We start from the raw sequence: 15,748 nt of genomic DNA on the forward strand, positions 1-15,748 counted from the left end.
CGCGGCCGATTTTTTTATTTGCGCTGTAATTGCCAAACCCGGTAAACCGTGAACATGATGACAAGCCCCAACCCAAACAGCAGCAAGAAATCAAACCGCGTCCCTGCCATGGTGGCGGTCTTAGCCGTTTGCGTCAATTCGCGACTGGCGATCACCGCAGACATGATGGCAGTCCCCACTGAACCGGCATATTGTTGCATCATTGAAAACAACGCGTTTTGGTCGGCTTTTTGATGGCCTTGGACCTGAGTTGAAGCGTCAGAGATCACGGTCCCAAACCCCGAGTTAAATCCCAACCGCAGGCAGACGAACAACACAGCAATCAAGCCGACAGAAAGGGCCCTGCCGCTGAGCCAAAACACCGCCATGCTCAAGCAAACCATCACCGCAGAAAACGTCAATACCCGTGTCGGCCCGCGCCGATCGTAAACGCCGCCTGCGATCGGCGCAATTGCTGCGCCAATCAATGCGCCGGGAAGCAACATCAGCCCAGCAACAGACGCGGAAGCCCCGAGGACCGTTTGGGCAAACAGCGGTAACACGAACGACAGGCCGATGTTGATGAATTGAAGGCTAAAATAATTCACCAACCGCAACCGCAACACCGTGTCAGCTAAGATATGATAATCGAATATCTGCCGCATGCTATGTTTGGCATATGCCACCAACAAGCCTGCTACCAACAACGTGACCAATAGCCACAGGCCGAAGCTCAGCGTCAACCAGCCGTGACGGCCGGCGGCGTTGAAGGTGAATAGCAGGCTGGTGAATACCGCCGCCAGTAGCAACACCCCAATATAATCGAAGTGCCGCTGGCCGACGCCTTGCGGTTGGCCTTGGATCACCCAAGCACCGAGTAGCGCGACGACCACGATCAGCGGCAGGATGCCAAGAAAAATCGCCCGCCAAGACCACAGGCTCGTGAGCACGCCGCCGTATGTCGGCCCCAGTGCCGGCGCAAGGCTGACGATCACGCTGGCAAAACCGGTGTAGATCCCCAGCTTGTGCGCCGGCACCGTCGCGAAGATCAGCTGGTACATCAATGGTGTGCTGATGCCGGTCGCGACCGCCTGCAACAAACGCCCAGCCAGCAACACCCAGAAGTTTGGCGCCAGCAAGCACATCAACCCACCAATCATGCAGACTGAAATTGCAAATAAGAACACCCGCTTCGGCGCGAAACGTTTGAGCACATAAGCCGTGGTACTCATCACAATCGTCACCAGCAATAAGTACGCGGTCGCCAGCCATTGCACGGTGTCGAGGGTGACGTGCATTTCTTGGATCAAGGTCGGAAACGTCACGTTCATCGACGTTTCCACCAAGATCCCGGTAAACGACAGCAACCCACAGCTGACGATCGCCAGTTTTTGACGCAATGAAACAGATTCATCCAAAACCATCAACACTCCCTTAATCAATTAGTCGGAGTGTTTAACGACACTACCATGTCAGCATGCAAAAAGGCGGCCATTAGCCGCCTTTTTATCATAGCCAAAATTGCTTTAAGAATCAAAGCACCGATTTGAGATTATCCTGCAAGACCTTGGCTGAAGCCTCCAAGCGCTTTTGGTCATCGGCGTTGAGCTCGAGTTGGATAATGTGGGCGAGCCCGTCGCCACCAAGCAACACCGGCACCCCAATCGACACGTCGTGCAGGCCATACTCGCCGTCGAGGTGGACCGACATCGCAAAGGCCGCATGATCGTCGTTCAAGATTGCCGCGGTCAGTCGCGTCAGAGACGCGGCGATGCCGTAGAAAGTTGCGCCTTTCTTTTGAATAATCGAATAAGCCGCCGTCTTGACGCGCTCGCCGATCGCCGCAAAATCGGCTTCCGCCCGCGCGCCGGTGACAAACTTGCGGATCGGCTGCCCGCCAATGGTCGTGTAATCCCACACCGGGAACTCGGAGTCGCCATGTTCGCCCATGATATAGCCGTGCACGGCACGCACATCGACGTTGTAGCGGCGTCCGATCTCAGACTGGAAGCGCGCGGAATCCAGCGCGGTCCCAGAGCCGAGCACGTGGTTTTTCGGCAGACCGGTCAGCCGCAAGACCAGCTCGGTCAACACGTCGACGGGGTTAGAGGCCACCAAGATGATCCCGTCAAAATGATTGGCCATGATCGGTTCAACGATCGACTTGATGATCCCGGCGTTTTTCTGCAGCAACTGCAGCCTGGTTTCGCCAGGCTTCTGGGCGACGCCAGCAGTGATCACGACCAGATCGGCGTATTCACAATCTTCATAACTTGCAGCGTAGATATTTTTCTGCGAAGTATATGGCAAGGCATCGACCAAGTCTTCGACATCCCCTTGGACGCGTTGCTTGTTCACATCGATGATCCCGAGGCTGCCACCGATGCCGGCGGTCAGCAGGTTAAACGCATAGCTCGAACCGATGGCACCGTCGCCGATCAACACAATATTAGCTGTTTTCATGACTTTTCCTCCCGAGTGTGGTTGTTTCCTTCCTTATCAGTATACCGCTTTCATCAGGATAAAAGCCAGATTGTTGCATCGCAATTCATGAATCTGTATCAAAATATATGAGATAGTCTTGTAAAATAGGCATTGATAGCTTGATTAACAAGCAATTAGGCTGTTATGAACAAATATGTGGTTGTGACTCATTGTCCGCAAAGACGTGACACCCGTTCTCATAACGAGTACACTAAAAGAATAATTCTTATCAATAATGGAGCACGCTATGCACATTAAAAAAATCTCCCTTTTTCAATCTATCATGCTCGCCTTAGGTTCTCTCATCGGCTCCGGCTGGCTGTTCGGGTCTTGGGAAGCAACCAAGATCGCCGGCCCTGCCGCGATCTTGTCTTGGCTGATCGGGGGCTTGGTGATCGGGATCATCGCCTACACCTACATCGAAATCGGGGCCATGTTCCCCGAAGCCGGCGGCATGAGCAAATACGCGCAATACTCTCATGGTTCACTGCTGGGATTCATTGCCGCATGGGCAAACTGGGTGTCGTTAATCACCTTGATCCCGATCGAAGCCGTCGCCGCCGTCCAGTACATGTCGACTTGGCCTTGGTCATGGGCAACTTGGACGCACAAACTCTTGGCCAACGGCGTAATTACCAACTACGGCCTGTTCGTCGTCTATGGCTTCATCATCGTCTTCACGCTGTTAAACTTCTGGTCGGTCAAGATCTTGACCCGCTTCACCAGCCTGATCTCGGTGTTTAAGATCGGTATGCCCCTGCTCACAATCATTTTGTTGACAATGTCGGGGTTCCATCCGCAAAACTACGGCACCAACCTGCACGAATTCTTCCCTTACGGCACCGCCGCGATCTTTGCCGCGACCAGCGCTGCCGGGATCATCTTCTCCTTTGATGCCTTCCAGACGATCATCAACATGGGTGCCGAGATCGAACACCCTGAAAAAAACATCCTGCGCGGCATCACGATTTCGCTGACGATTGCCGGCGTCTTGTATATCCTGCTACAAAGCACCTTCATCACTGCAGTGCCAACCAAGATTTTGGCTGCAAGCGGCTGGCACGGGCTGAACTTCAACTCGCCTTTTGCGGACTTGGCGATGCTGTTGGGGCTGGGTTGGTTGAGCGTTCTCTTGTATATGGATGCCTTTGTCTCGCCGTTTGGCACCGGGGTCTCGTTTGCTGCCACCGCAGCGCGCGCACTGTTTGCCATGGAATCTAACCACCATGTGCCCCGTTGGTTGGGCAAGCTCAACCAGAAGTATCGGATTCCTCGCATGGCCATGATAGCCGACACTATTTTGTCCATCGTCATGGTGACAACCTTCCGCTCTTGGGCGGTGTTAGCAACAGTCTTGTCGACGGCGACGCTGATCGCTTATCTCACCGGCCCGGTCACGGCAGTTTCTTTGCGGACCATGGGCGCACATCTCTACCGGCCGGTGCGGTTGCGCAGTCTGAACTGGATCGCGCCGATCGCGTTTGTCTTGACCAGCCTCGCGGTATATTGGGCGATGTGGCCGACGACGGTGCAGGTGATCTTGATCATCTTGATTGGGTTGCCATTTTACTTCTATTTCGAATGGCGCTCCGGCTTCAAAGAACTGCGCGCTGCGATCCGCCCTGCTTTATGGATGCTGGTTTACCTGGTGTTCATCTCGATCATGTCTTACGCCGGTGCCCACCAGTTCAACGGCGCCGATTGGATCCATTACCCATGGGATTTTCTCGTCATCGGGATCTGCTCGCTAGGATTTTATTACTGGGGGATCCACAGCTGGACCACCAGCGATTTACCGGCTGCCGAAAAAGTCAACGCCACTGTCGCCCACATCAAAGACGATTGGCACGAAGAATAAATAAAGACGTCATCTGCCAGAAGTTGGTAGATGACGTCTTTATTTGCTTATGCCTCTGGACCGGGTTCTGAGGTGATCAATTCCATGTCGCCTGTGAACGTCCAGTCCTTGATCTGATTTGGAATCAGGAAATGCGTGCCCTTCTTGATTGGGAAGATCTTGCCGTCTGCGGCAAATTCACCGTTACCGTCTAGCACCGAAACTAACGTGTAAGGCGCAGCGGCAGTTTGGTGCAGTTTGCCGTTGACAACGATCCGTTGCACCGAGAAGTACGGCGAGATTGGAGGCTGCACGTATGTTGTGATCGTGGCATCATCGACCGTCTCCGTTTGGATATCCAGCTTTGGATCCACAGACGGGACATTGGTGGTGTCGATGCTTTGTTGCAGGTGCAATTCGCGAGTGTGGCCTTGTGCGTCTTTGCGGTCGTAGTCGTACAACCGGTATGTCGTGTCCGATGATTGTTGGGTTTCCAGCACCATGATGCCCTTGTTCAGCGCATGAATGGTCCCACTTGGCACGTAGACGAAGTCACCGGTCTTCACCGGCACCTTGCGCAACAGGTGTTCCCAGTCACCTTTGTGGATCATGTCTGCCAGCTCTTCGCGCGTCTTGGCGTGATGCCCATAGATCAGGTAAGACCCGGGTTCTGCAGAAATCACATACCAGCATTCCGTCTTGCCAAGCTCGCCAGACCGCTCATGTGCCGCCGCATAGGCATCGTCTGGATGCACTTGCACCGACAACGAGTCGTTGGCGTCTAGGATCTTGGTCAACAGCGGGAATACCTTGCTTTTTTGATGACCAAAATAATCTTGATCGTCTGCCCATGCCTGTGTGAGCGTCTTGCCGGCCAGCGGCCCGTTTTCGATTGTCGACGGTCCGTTGGGATGCGCAGAGATCGCCCACAATTCACCGATCTTGCCGTCTGGAATCTGATAACCGAACTCGGTTTCCAGCTTTCGACCGCCCCAGATTTTTTCATGAAACACAGGTGCTAGGAATAATGGCTCCGTCATAGTGTCCTCCCGAAAAAAACAAATTTGTTACCGCTATATTCTACCACGCCGCCAAGTATTGGGCGATGACTTCATCCCGCCGGTCCAAAAAATCTGGATTGACGCTTGGATGCACCCGGTTGCTCAACACGATCAATGCTAATTGCTGTTTGGGCTGGATCAGCCAAAACCCGCCCGTATAGCCGGTGTGATACAACCACAGCCGCCCAGAAGTCGCCCGCCGCAAGTCCCAGCCTAAGCTGCGCCCGCCGGCATAGTCTGCCAGCAAGGTAGTGAACGCCTGTGGCCACGCCCCGCTCACCCGCTGACCGAAAGCATACTGGGTGAATGTGATCAGGTCTTGCAGGCCGGCAAACAGCCCAGCAGACCCAGCGTGTGCCTGCAAGATCCGCGCCTTGGGGTCGTGGACGACCCCTTGCAACAACTGACCGTCACGATACGTCGTCGGCACGCACAGCTCAGGCTCTGGATGAAAAGTCGCCGTTGCCAACCCCAGCGGCCGCAAGACCCGCTGCGTGATCAGCGCTTGGATCGCGCCGTGATACACATGCTCCAGCGCCCAGCCGACCAGTAGCAAGTTGAAATCACGATACAACACTTTTTTCGGGCCTGTAGGTTTCAGCGTTGTGATCAGCGCCTGGCGCAACGCCTGTGCAGATAGTTCGTCGCGGTGGGGAATGTAGCCTTCAAGGCCGCTGGTGTGGGTCAATGCTTCGCGAAACGTGGTCGCAGGCGTGAACTCTGGCAACCAGGTCCGCAGCGGCTGGTCGAGTTGCACCAAGCCGGCATCTAGCGCCTGCAAAAATACCGTTGTGGTGCCCAGCACCTTCGTCAGGCTGGCTAAATCGTAAACCATGCCGGGCCGCAGCGGTGCAACCGTTGGCACCCACTGGCTATCGCCAAAAACGCGCGTCGTCACGGTTTCGCCTGCCATCATCGCCATCGATACCCCGGGCACCACCCGGTCAGCCACGAATTGATGAAGCATTGTTTCTGTCTGGTTCATCCTGCCACTTCCAATCTGCCAATTATTGTACCACAAGCCATTTTTAACGCTGCCAACAAAAAAACGCCACCTCTTGTATGAGGTGACGCTGGCAACTGTCTACTGATCAGCCTTCTCTGGCGGCGGTCAAGCGGGTAATCGGCTTGACGAAGGCGAACAAGATCAAGCCCAAGACGATGCTGACGATCCCGACTCCAGCAAAGTAAGTAATTTCGGTATTGGCAGAATAGTATTTAACAATCTGGGAGTTGATCGCCTGGCCGGTCGCGTTGGCCAAGAACCACATACTCATCATCTGACTGTGAAAGGCCCTTGGTGCCAGCTTGGTCGTGATCGACAAGCCGATCGGCGAGATCAGCATCTCCCCGATTTCAACGAAGAACCAAGACCCGACCAGCCAAAATGGACTCACGCGGCCATCGGTGCCATACAACATTCCTGGTAAGGTCATGAATAAATACGATACCCCAGCAAATAATAGCCCTGTGGAAAACTTCGACGCTTCCGACGGTTGATTCTTCCAGCGGCTCCACAACCGGACGAAAAACGGCGTGAAGATCATCATGAACAACGGATTCAGCGTCTGGAAGTTTGACGCCTGGAAATGCCAGCCCCCGACGTGCAAGATCGTGCGCTGTTCAGCGAATAAAGCCAAGATAACAGAGCCTGATTCTTCGATCGCCCAGAAGATCACCGCCGCCAAGAACAGCGGAATGTAAGCCAGCACATGCTTGCGCTCGACCTTGTCGACCTTCTTGCTGGTCAGCATCATGATGAAATAAATCACCGGCAAGATCACCGCGATCACCGTGATCAAGAGAATGACGTTGGTGATGTTTAAGTTGCCCATCGCTGCCATCACTCCTAATACCACGACTAAGGCCGCGATCACTGCGATCACACCTAACAGAACGCGTTTGCGTTCGTTAGGCGCGATCGGATCTTGAGGATGCAAGGAAGAAGACCCGAGATATTTTTTGCCATCTAATGCATACTGCAACAGACCAAAGAACATCCCAATCGCCGCCAAGGAAAAGCCGGCGTGAAAGTTCATGTTACCGTTGTGGCCAAACGCCGTTGCCACCATCGGCACGGCGATTGGCGCCACCGCGGCCCCAACTTGGATCCCGAAGACAAACAACGAAAAACCAGCATCCCGGCGCCGGTCGGTGTCTGAATACAACCCGCCAACCATTTCAGAAACGTTGGGCTTCAACAGCCCTGTCCCACTGACGATTAAGGCAATCGAGATGAACAACGCGGTGGCGCCAAACGGTAGCGCCAGCATAATGTGCCCAAACATGATCAAAATACCGCCAAAGAACACGGTCAACCGGCTTCCCCAGATCCGATCGCTCAACCACCCACCGACCACGCCAGCCATATAGACCAGCGACCCATAAATTGACATGATCGATGCAGCGGTGCCGGTATCAAACCCTAAGCCACCTTTGGAAATCGCGAAATACATGTAAAACAGCAGGATGGCGCGCATCCCATAGTAACTCAGCCGTTCCCACATTTCGGTGAAAAACAGCGTCGCCAAGCCACGCGGTTGGCCTAAAAAGGCCGTATCATAGTCTTTTTTCATCCGGGTCCCTCCTAGTTGAGTTGCATCTCACCAACAACTATCACCATCAGACCCCGAATTACCCGTGAGTCTAATAAATATATTAGAATAAAGCGCTTACTTTAGTCAAGTGTTAATTTTCTTTTCGTCGTCTCATTATAATCCGACAGCGTGCGTTAAGGTGATCTGTGGGCCTTGCAAGCTCAGGTAAGCCGGTGTGTCCTGAGCGTCGATCATGTACACGGCATCGAGATCCGCAAACCGCACATTGTCATGACTGGCGGCAAACGCTACCGCTGCCGCCAAGCTGGTTTGCGATTCGATCATGCACCCCAGCATGCATGCGATGCCGTTGGCCGCACACAAGCCGTTGATCTGTTCAGCAACACCGAGCCCACCGGTCTTCATCAGCTTGATGTTAACGTAATCAGCCGCATGCGCGGCAACCACCGCTTGGGCATCGGCAAAGCTGTGCACACATTCATCAGCCATGATCGGAATCGGGCTCACGGCCGTCACCGCCGCAAGCCCTGCCAGATCAGCCGCAGCGACGGGTTGTTCGATAAAGTCGATCAACAAGCCGCTTCGGGCAAAAGCAGCCGTCGCGTTGCGTGCTTCTTTAGGCGACCACGCTTGATTGGCATCGAGACGCAGATGCACGTCGCGGCCGACGGCATTAGCGATCGCAGTGACACGCGCAATATCTTCCGCCAACGGCACGGTGCCTAGCTTAATCTTCAGCGCGCCAAACCCTTCATACACCTTGGCTTTGGCCTCAGCAATCATATCATCAAGCGCTGCGATCCCAATCGTAAAGTCTGTGACCACAGGCGTTGACCTGGCACCGAGCAAGGTCACCAGCGGCACGCCAAAACGTTGTGCACGCAAATCATACAAGGCGATTTCGACTGCGGCCTTGGCCGGAGTGTTATGTAAAATACAGCGTTGTAACAACGCCTGCAATGCATTAAAGTCATCGCTATCACGCCCGACCAGTGCCGGGGCGATAACGTCGTCGATAATGGTCAACACAGTGTTGAGCGTGTCGCCGGTCACGACCGCATTGGGCGTCGCGGCGCCGTGACCAACGCGGCCGTCTTCAAGCGTCACGTCGACTGCAACACTGTCGGCAGCCAGTACCGTATGCTTGGCCGTCGTAAAGGGATGGGTCAACGGCACCGATTCCAGCCGGCCTTGAATGGTTTTGATTCGCGTCATAGCAAACTCCTTTTGAATCAGATTTTAATTTGATGAGGACTATTATACGCTTTCACGCCTTCTCTGCTTATAAAATCATCCCTTCTACTATCTAAACACGGTAATTATGAGTTGACAGCGGATGCTAGGATTGCTAAGTTGAAATTGAGGTGATGACATGCACACGATTGCCCTATTTGGCGGCCACAACCCTGATGGCTTGACCGCCCAACTTACCCACGCCGTGTTAAACGCGACACCGGGTACCCACGAATTTATTGACCTGAACCAGTTGGCACTGACCCCTGCCATTCCCCATCAAGCCAACCCAGGGCTGGATGCGTTAGTGGCCAAGCTTCAAGCCGCTGACGCCTGGTTGCTTGCCTGTCCAACTTATTATGGCAGCGTCGCCGGGCCACTGAAGCAAACACTCGACTGCCTTCGGCCCAAGCTCACCCGGATGACCAAAGCCGGGGACACCTTGCCAGGCGGTTGCAAAGGCAAGGTGTACGCCACGATCACCAGCTGTTTTGCCAGCGGGCTGGATAATTTTTTCACTCACCAGACAGATTCAACGCTGATGACGCTCGACAAAGCGATGAGCGCCGCGGGACTGCGCAAAGCCGGTGAACTAGTGTTGCCTAACACCTGGAAGCGGCACGATCTGCCACCGGCCAAGCTGGATGAAGCCCGCAACCTCGCGGGTAAAGTCGCCAAAAAAGCGCGAAAGGATGATGAAACCTTGAAACGATACTGCCTACTATTTGGGATGATCGCCGTCATGGCGCTTGCCACGATGGGCATCCAACAGCTACTTCCGCCGCTGACCAGCAACTTCTGGAGCCGCTATGCCAGCTTCGTTGTCATCTTCTTCGTCTTGCTCGCCGGAATCTTGCACTACGCGACCTTTATGCGCCACAAACATCGCTGAATAAGCAAAGAAGTCGGAAAACTGAATCTGCAGTTTTCCGACTTCTTTTTGCTTTATTTGGTAACCAGATCCGATATCGAGTTGATGTTGGTCATATATTTTGGCACCGCCAACCCGACGCGCGCGCCGCGAAGGTTGATGCCCAAATCGACAAACTGGCCTTTATAATCGGCGTAATACTTGCCACTGGTGTTAGGCAACCACGCGCACACCATTGCGTCAGCGGCGCCGGTGGCAACAGACGCCCACAGCGGCTGGATTTCCATCGGCCGGATCGTCACGTCATACCCCACACTTCGCAAGGCCTGCGCCACCACGTTGGTCGACGCAATTTCTGAATCCCACGCCACGTACGTCAACGTTAACTTCTGGCCGTGCACGTGTTTCAACCCCTGCGTCCATTGCTGCAGCGCCTTGGGATTGGCTTGTAGCCACTGCCTGGCAGCGGTGGCGGGCTGTTTGCCGTCGTTGACTTTGAGCATGACCGTCGACATATCGGCCGGCGTCCAGTAGAAGCGATCAAGCACGGTGTACGCCTGCGGGGCAGATTGCTTCAGCCCTTTGCGTGCGATCGTATGAATGGCCTCGCTGGTGCCGTAAGCATGCTTGGGGTCTTTGAGAAATTTCAAATGATATTTATCAAACATCCAATGTGGTTGCCAGCCGGTCACCACGATTGGCTGCTGGTGTTCAACGGCCTTAGCGAGCGTCGAGGTCATCGCTGCCGTCGAGCTGGTTTGCAACTGCCAGTTGTGCTTGCTCAGCCCGTATTTTTTCAACGCGATCGTCGTGCGGCTCATCACCCCGGCACCAGCATCGATGCCAGTGATTGTGTAGTTGATCTGCTTACCCAGCGGTTGGCCGGCATCGTATTTGGCAGGCGCTGTACTGCAGGCGGCAAGCCCGAGCAACAAGGCGCAGGCGGTCAAAATAATTTTGAGTTTGCGCATACTTGCCTCCTTAATGTTGCTTGCGGTTCATCGCTTGAGTCATGCGATCCAAGATGATCGCGACGATCACGATCGCCAGCCCAGCGGCAAAACCGCTCCCGGCTTCGTTACGACCGACGGCGAAATAAACTTGGGTCCCCAGCCCCATCGCCCCGATCATCGACGCAATGACGACCATCGACAGCGCCAGCATCATGCTTTGGTTGATCCCAGCCATGATTGTCGAGACCGCACCAGGTAGCTGCACTTTGATCAGCCGTTGCCAGCGCGTTGCCCCGAAGCTGTCGGCGGCTTCGATCAGCTCGTTGGGAACCTGCTGGATTCCTAACTGCGTCATCCGCACCGTCGGCGGCATCGCAAAAATCACACTCGCCACCACGCCGGGCACCATACCGATACCAAACAATGCGACCGCCGGAATCAGGTAAACGAAGGCCGGCATGGTCTGCATGAAATCCATCAGCGGCTTGACGATCCGCGCCACGGTTCGGTTCATTGCCGCCCAAAGGCCGAGGGGCACCCCGATGATGATCGCCAGCAAACTGGCAGTCAACACTAACGTGAGTGTCTGGGTCATGTCACGCCAAAAGCCTTGGTTCCAGATGTACAAAAAGCCTACCAGCTCGAAGACCAGCAATCCGAGCTTATGTTCTTGACGCGTCAACCACCACGTTAAGGCGATGACGGCAAGAATGAATACCGGGATCGGCAACAGGTCAAACACCCACTGGATCCCGTTGATGATTCCGCCCAAGGCGTTGGTGATGACATAGAAAAAGGCTTCAAAATGTGAGATCCATGCGACAAACGCATCAATCCAATGCGCCAAGGGGATTTTAGGAAGATCAAACATTCACGTTCACCTCGTTTCCTGATAAAGCACCTAAGACAGCACCGCGAATGATGATGCCTTGCAACCGGTTGTGGTCATCGACGACGGCATATGGTACCGGCGTGCTCGACACAGCATCCATCAAGTCTGAAAGCGGCGTGTCGATGCTCGTTGTGGGCACGATGTCTTTGACCAGCGGCCGGATATCTTCTTGATTATGTGCCAATGCCACAAGGACGTCTTTGGCGTCGATGATGCCTAGCAGGTGGCGCTGTGAATCGATCGCATACAGACTCGAGATCTCGTTATCGCGCATACGCCGTGCAACCAACCGGGGACCGGCCTTTTCCACGTTGACGGTGGTGGCGCGGACCATCACGTTGCCTGCGGTGTAGACCTGTGAGCGATCGACGCCTTCGATGAACCGTTCCACATAATCGTCTGCAGGATGGCTCAAGATCTCTTCTGGTGTCCCGACCTGGACGATCTCGCCGTCTTTCATGATCAAGATATGATCGCCAATATGCAGCGCTTCGTTCAGATCATGGGAAATAAAAATAATGGTCTTGTGCAAATTCGCCTGTAGGTCCAAGAGTTCGTCTTGCATCTCGCGGCGATTCAAAGGATCCAGCGCAGAAAAGGCTTCATCCATCAATAACACTTCCGGATCGTTGGCAAACGCGCGTGCCAAGCCGACCCGCTGTTGCATCCCCCCAGACAGCTGATCAGGATACTGGTCGGCATATTCGCTCAGGCCTACCATCGCCAGCGCTTTTTGAGCTTTGGCGGCGCGCTCTACCTTACCAACACCTTGAATCTCTAACCCAAACTCTGTATTTTGCTGGACCGTTCGGTTGGGCAGTAGCGCAAAGCCTTGAAACACCATGCTGAGCTTTTGCCGACGAACGGCCTGTAGCTGGGCTTTGCCCATCGTGGCGATGTCTTCACCGTCGATCAAGACGCTGCCACTCGTTGGCTTGATCAGGCGGTTGAGCATGCGAATGGTGGTCGACTTCCCTGATCCGGACAGCCCCATGATGACAAAGATCTCGCCATCTTCAACGGAAAAATTGGCGCGGTCGACACCAACGGTCGCCTCTGTCGCCGCCAAGATTTCTTGTTTGGTATGTCCTTCTTCGAGCATTGCTTTGGCCTTGGCCACATGTTTGCCGAAGATCTTGGTTAGGTTTTTGACCTCAACTTTGGTGGTCATAACAGTCCTCCTTCGTGAGTTCAACGTGTTCTGCAATAAAAACTACACTCTCAACGATACAGATAGATTACGATTATTTCAAACTGGTACCAACCACTCTCATATTTTCCTGATTCCGTTATGGAGAAGATCAAGGGGGATGTCACCCGATAGTAACAGCGCTTCCGATACCATTAAGACAGCATTATCCGCGCCAAAGCAAGCACAAGTTTAGGCGGCGATTCATCCTTTAATTTTGATTAAATAATAGTGTGTTTTTTCTCATTTAAAGCAAAAAAACTTGCCAACGACTTTGAAGTCCTGTTGGCAAGTCTATATTTTATCGATCGTTTTGGACTACGACTTTGCTGGCTTTTTTGCTGCGGTTACCAGTGCCGCATTAATCGTATCAGCATACAATTTATCGCCTTCAGCGCGACCTGCAAAATGAACACCATCTGTACCCGCAAAAACAGCTGGATGACGCGAGGCAACACTTTCCCAATCCGCGATCGTGATCCATTGATATTTTGCAGGTAATTTCCGCTCAAGCACTGCCAATTTTGACGAATTCCAGTCTGGAGCAGCCTTCGCATTATACGGCGTCATTAAGACCACCTTGTGTCCCGGCTGTAAATCGGTAAGAATTTGATGCAACTGTTTGGCATAGTCATCCAACGCATTGGTCCCAATACAAATCACAACAAACTCACGCAACTGATGGGTACGCTGCTGCTGCATGATGATTTTGTATGCCAGATCCATCGTTCGATCACCTTGCGCATCAACGTTGGATTCAGCCACGTGAGGTTGGAGATAGCGTCTTGTCCCTAATGTCACTGAATCACCAATAATTGATGTTCCCGATGGAATCCCATTTTTTGATGCCGTACTGTTCATATTCTTCGCACGATAATCATCATTACGTTTTGCAGCAACAGAAACTAACGTCCGAACTGCTGGTTTCGGCTTTTGGGCGGCAAGCATGGTTGTAACATTGCCTTCTGTTTGATCGCGATCTTGATAAAGATCGCCGATCCACAAATCGCTTTCGAGCTGTGTCATCGAGGGTGCCTGAGAAACGCGCCAACCACAGACTACACTCAAAACCAGCGTCGCTACTAATGCCAAGCCTTTGAACTGCCATCTCTGAAAGCCTTGCACAGTCTGTGTCAACGGCTTTCCTGCCACCAGTGGCTCGATCACGTAATAGGATAACGTCGAAAAAATAAGTCCTAAAATCACCGTCAAAACCACTGCACTTAGATTATTCATTCGTTGTGAAAAAATGACATAAAGCGGCCAGTGATAAAGATACAGACTATATGAAGTATCGGCAAGGAATGTCACTACCCGTGGTTCATCTATCCCTTGCGTCTGATCATGTAGCAAGCGGGCCGAGATGATCATCACACAAGAAATCACTACAGCCACAAACATTCCTAATGTATAAGTCACTAAATGATCGAATCTTAATCTAAAGCCAAGAATGACTAACGTACCCGCACTCAGTATCATCATTAAGGCTGGTTGCCAAGCGTGACTTCGGCGGCTCAACCATTGCATGGGTTGAGTTAAGTTCGTGATGCCACTTATCGCCCCAGCAAATGCCCCAAAGTAAAAAGGAAAACTGTGAGTCACACTTGAGAAGTAAACCGGCGAGAACTCATGAAGTCCGTTTGCTCGAATGATCATCGTGCCATAGCTAGCAATAGCAAGCAGTAGTGCCAGCACCCCTAAGGTCATGCGATAATGCTGAGCCCGGCGATAATCGTCGCCACCGTGCCACAACGTCACTCGCGCTAAAATCCAACTTAATAATCCCCATAGTAAATAGAAATGCATTTCAACAGCTAACGACCAGGTATGCACAAACAGATGCGGCGTAAACTTGGTTTCATAGCTTCCGCCAGTTGCGATTTCAAAATAATTTGTAACAAAACCCAACGCAGCCATTATTTGATGGCCTAAATCAGCTACAAAATCCGGCCTCACGAGCATCGTTAATGGGGTAACGACTAACACCGCCAGAACAAGTGGCGGCACGATTCGATAAAACCGTCGCCGGTAAAACGCGAGTAAGTGAAAATCACGTGTTCGATTTGCTTCATCAATCATCAAACTGGTTATCAAAAAACCAGAAAAGGTGAAAAAAACATCCACGCCAATAAAGCCACCAGGGAAACTTGTCTGAAAAAAATGATACGTCAACACTAGAATTAACCCTGTAATGCGTACCAAACTGAACCATTTAATTCTGCGAGACTTTTTCACGCTTAAATACACCACCACTAACTGTCCCCTTATATGTATGATTTCCCTTGATCAAGATGCCCTGCCCAATCGCCGATCCAGCATTAAAATGACCCTCATATTGCCAGCCGCGATGTGACGTAAACGTTCCGGCACCATCAAAACGTCCCGCTTTGAATCGGCCTTGATAACGATCGCCATTCTTAAATTTCAGTGTCCCTTGGCCGTCGAATTTATTTTTCAACATCCGCCCATCATAGGTCATCCGCTGCTTATCCAATCGAACGTCAGCATGTTGCGCAACGGATGGCCGCAGGGCTGCCACTCCTGCAATAATAATCAAAAAAACGGGGTCTACACTTTCTGGTGTTGGAGAAATCCAACGCCGAGAGTGTAGGCCCTTTTTAAAATGACAAATTAAAAGGACACCTACAAAGCTACCCATGCTATGCTCTAAGCGTCGAAACCAAAAGCTAG

Annotated in this window: 13 protein-coding genes; 2 read left to right on the forward strand and 11 right to left on the reverse strand. The window is 52.7% G+C overall.

Going from position 1 to position 15,748, the window contains the following annotated elements; genetic code table 11:
* Window positions 1–14: 14 nt before the first annotated feature.
* A complete protein-coding gene (locus ACYVRB_RS11680) occupies window positions 15–1,403 on the reverse strand; it encodes an MFS transporter (protein WP_461215553.1) in 1,389 nt (462 codons plus the stop codon).
* Between the two features lie 109 nt (window positions 1,404–1,512).
* Complete coding sequence (locus ACYVRB_RS11685; protein WP_461215554.1) at window positions 1,513–2,442, reverse strand: L-lactate dehydrogenase; 930 nt, start codon at window positions 2,440–2,442, stop codon at window positions 1,513–1,515.
* Window positions 2,443–2,710: 268 nt separating this feature from the next.
* On the opposite strand from ACYVRB_RS11685, the gene ACYVRB_RS11690 reads away from it, so the two are divergent.
* Complete coding sequence (locus ACYVRB_RS11690; protein ID WP_461215556.1) at window positions 2,711–4,321, forward strand: APC family permease; 1,611 nt, start codon at window positions 2,711–2,713, stop codon at window positions 4,319–4,321.
* A gap of 47 nt (window positions 4,322–4,368) precedes the next feature.
* On the opposite strand, the gene manA is transcribed toward ACYVRB_RS11690, so the two are convergent.
* The 4 genes from manA to ACYVRB_RS11710 all read right to left on the reverse strand — a co-directional run bounded on the left by manA (window position 4,369) and on the right by ACYVRB_RS11710 (window position 9,134).
* The gene (manA, locus tag ACYVRB_RS11695) at window positions 4,369–5,340 is read right to left on the reverse strand and encodes a mannose-6-phosphate isomerase, class I (protein ID WP_461215558.1); all 972 of its coding nucleotides are present in this window, start codon (window positions 5,338–5,340) and stop codon (window positions 4,369–4,371) included.
* Between the two features lie 40 nt (window positions 5,341–5,380).
* A complete protein-coding gene (locus ACYVRB_RS11700) occupies window positions 5,381–6,346 on the reverse strand; it encodes a serine hydrolase domain-containing protein (protein WP_461215561.1) in 966 nt (321 codons plus the stop codon).
* 106 nt (window positions 6,347–6,452) lie between these two features.
* Window positions 6,453–7,937, reverse strand: a complete 1,485-nt coding sequence (locus tag ACYVRB_RS11705; protein ID WP_461215563.1) for a peptide MFS transporter — start codon at window positions 7,935–7,937, stop codon at window positions 6,453–6,455.
* A 135-nt stretch (window positions 7,938–8,072) separates the two neighbouring features.
* Window positions 8,073–9,134 (reverse strand): dipeptide epimerase, encoded by a 1,062-nt coding sequence (locus tag ACYVRB_RS11710; protein WP_461215565.1) that lies wholly within the window; start codon window positions 9,132–9,134, stop codon window positions 8,073–8,075.
* Window positions 9,135–9,291: 157 nt separating this feature from the next.
* Between ACYVRB_RS11710 and ACYVRB_RS11715 the strand changes: the two genes are divergently transcribed.
* Complete coding sequence (locus ACYVRB_RS11715; protein WP_461215566.1) at window positions 9,292–10,044, forward strand: flavodoxin family protein; 753 nt, start codon at window positions 9,292–9,294, stop codon at window positions 10,042–10,044.
* 53 nt (window positions 10,045–10,097) lie between these two features.
* Here ACYVRB_RS11715 and ACYVRB_RS11720 read toward each other — a convergent pair whose 3' ends face one another.
* From ACYVRB_RS11720 to ACYVRB_RS11740, 5 genes are all read right to left on the reverse strand, one after another.
* Complete coding sequence (locus ACYVRB_RS11720; RefSeq protein WP_461215567.1) at window positions 10,098–10,994, reverse strand: glycine betaine ABC transporter substrate-binding protein; 897 nt, start codon at window positions 10,992–10,994, stop codon at window positions 10,098–10,100.
* A gap of 10 nt (window positions 10,995–11,004) precedes the next feature.
* Entirely contained in the window at window positions 11,005–11,847 is an 843-nt protein-coding gene (locus ACYVRB_RS11725) for an ABC transporter permease (RefSeq protein WP_461215569.1), read from the reverse strand.
* Window positions 11,840–13,039: a quaternary amine ABC transporter ATP-binding protein gene (locus ACYVRB_RS11730; RefSeq protein WP_461215571.1), complete on the reverse strand. Its 1,200-nt coding sequence runs from the start codon at window positions 13,037–13,039 to the stop codon at window positions 11,840–11,842. The genes ACYVRB_RS11725 and ACYVRB_RS11730 overlap by 8 nt, the downstream gene beginning before the upstream one ends.
* Window positions 13,040–13,375: 336 nt before the next feature.
* The gene (locus ACYVRB_RS11735) at window positions 13,376–15,292 is read right to left on the reverse strand and encodes an acyltransferase family protein (RefSeq protein WP_461215572.1); all 1,917 of its coding nucleotides are present in this window, start codon (window positions 15,290–15,292) and stop codon (window positions 13,376–13,378) included.
* Window positions 15,270–15,748 (reverse strand): hypothetical protein (locus ACYVRB_RS11740; RefSeq protein WP_461215574.1); only part of this gene is annotated, 479 nt, incomplete at its 5' end. The genes ACYVRB_RS11735 and ACYVRB_RS11740, both read right to left, overlap by 23 nt.

Source organism: Lacticaseibacillus boliensis (assembly GCF_054784775.1).

Bases quoted from the DNA above. Each gene is read 5' to 3' on its own strand.
- ACYVRB_RS11700 (WP_461215561.1), bottom strand. From the start codon at position 6,346: ATGAACCAGACAGAAACAATGCTTCATCAATTCGTGGCTGACCGGGTG.
- ACYVRB_RS11730 (WP_461215571.1), bottom strand. From the start codon at position 13,039: ATGACCACCAAAGTTGAGGTCAAAAACCTAACCAAGATCTTCGGCAAA.
- ACYVRB_RS11705 (WP_461215563.1), bottom strand. From the start codon at position 7,937: ATGAAAAAAGACTATGATACGGCCTTTTTAGGCCAACCGCGTGGCTTG.
- ACYVRB_RS11725 (WP_461215569.1), bottom strand. From the start codon at position 11,847: ATGTTTGATCTTCCTAAAATCCCCTTGGCGCATTGGATTGATGCGTTT.
- ACYVRB_RS11680 (WP_461215553.1), bottom strand. From the start codon at position 1,403: ATGGTTTTGGATGAATCTGTTTCATTGCGTCAAAAACTGGCGATCGTC.
- manA (WP_461215558.1), bottom strand. From the start codon at position 5,340: ATGACGGAGCCATTATTCCTAGCACCTGTGTTTCATGAAAAAATCTGG.
- ACYVRB_RS11710 (WP_461215565.1), bottom strand. From the start codon at position 9,134: ATGACGCGAATCAAAACCATTCAAGGCCGGCTGGAATCGGTGCCGTTG.
- ACYVRB_RS11685 (WP_461215554.1), bottom strand. From the start codon at position 2,442: ATGAAAACAGCTAATATTGTGTTGATCGGCGACGGTGCCATCGGTTCG.
- ACYVRB_RS11715 (WP_461215566.1), top strand. From the start codon at position 9,292: ATGCACACGATTGCCCTATTTGGCGGCCACAACCCTGATGGCTTGACC.
- ACYVRB_RS11690 (WP_461215556.1), top strand. From the start codon at position 2,711: ATGCACATTAAAAAAATCTCCCTTTTTCAATCTATCATGCTCGCCTTA.
- ACYVRB_RS11720 (WP_461215567.1), bottom strand. From the start codon at position 10,994: ATGCGCAAACTCAAAATTATTTTGACCGCCTGCGCCTTGTTGCTCGGG.